Origin of the sequence: Nostoc sp. 2RC (assembly GCF_014222165.1) — a bacterium.
GTDB classification, from domain to species: domain Bacteria; phylum Cyanobacteriota; class Cyanobacteriia; order Cyanobacteriales; family Nostocaceae; genus Nostoc; species Nostoc linckia.
Genome location: NZ_JACKZU010000737.1, coordinates 1 through 1053 on the forward strand (window position 1 = coordinate 1; position 1053 = coordinate 1053).

A 1053-nucleotide genomic window follows, 5' to 3' on the forward strand; every position below is an offset into this window, starting at 1 on the left:
ACGGAGACACGGAGACACGGAGACACGGAGACACGGAGACACGGAGACACGGAGACACGGAGACACGGAGACACGGAGACACGGACAATAGGGTTCGGATAAGCAGTATGAACTTCCCTTGTGGTCTGGGAAAAGGTTAATAGGTAAGGGGTAAAGGATGTATTTGAAACCTTTCCCCTTTTCCCTTTCCCCTTTTCCCTTTCCCCTTTTCCCTTTCCCCTTTCCCCTTTCCCCAAACCGTATTCCGGACACGGAGAATAACCAATGCCCTATGCCCTATGCCCCATGACTAATTTGTACTTAGCCACTTTTGACCGTTTAAACGCTGCACTAGGCCAAATACCAAGAGGTCTAGTGTAGTTTTGCGCTCATCAATTAAGAATGACTCAAGAGTGCTGGGTTGTTTGCCTTCATTACAAGAAAAACCCTTTTTCCCTTGAATATCTTCTTCAGGAAAATACAAATTAAAATTGTACAAACCGTTTTGCCAACTGCCGATAATTTGCCAGGATTCTTCAGCTGATTCAAAGCCCTTGATTGGAACCTTTTGCTTAGCAAAAGCCACTTTTAAATCTTGTACGCCTTGCTGAGCGATGGCTTTTTGTAAAGCTGGCAAATAGTCTTGCTCAATAAACTCTACAAATGGTTTATCTTCAACAGATGGGGCTTTTTCTTTCTTAGGGGCTTTAGCTGCGGCGGCTGGTTTTTCTTCTCCTGCGGCGGCTGGTTTTTCGCGTTTGGCTGAAGCCGCAGCAGGTTTAGCAGCATTGGGGTTATCTTCCGGGTTTGCGGCCTTAGGATCTGGCGTGTTGGCAGTAGGGATGTCTGTCGCTTGGGATGAGTCTGTACTGGGAGCCTTTTCTTCAGCGACACTGGGAGCCTGCTTGTCAACAGTGCTGGGAGCTACCTCTCCCGCTTCATTGTGATTCGGTTCTTCTGCCATTACTCAGGTCAATCCTTTAATCTTGCTTGATTGAGCGATCGCTCACCTTGAGATATCGGGTATTTTTATTTTGACATACTAGTGTCGTTGGGGAGATAGGGGAGTTGGGG

At 47.1% G+C, this 1053-nt stretch carries 1 protein-coding gene; it reads right to left on the bottom strand.

Features of this window, described 5'->3' with window-relative positions; all coding sequences use genetic code 11:
- Positions 1 to 289 precede the first annotated feature (289 nt).
- Positions 290 to 943 carry a DUF2996 domain-containing protein gene (locus GNE10_RS34755; RefSeq protein WP_185570537.1) on the bottom strand — a complete coding sequence of 218 codons (654 nt, stop codon included), beginning with the start codon at positions 941 to 943 and terminating at the stop codon, positions 290 to 292.
- Between the last annotated feature and the right edge of the window lie 110 nt (positions 944 to 1053).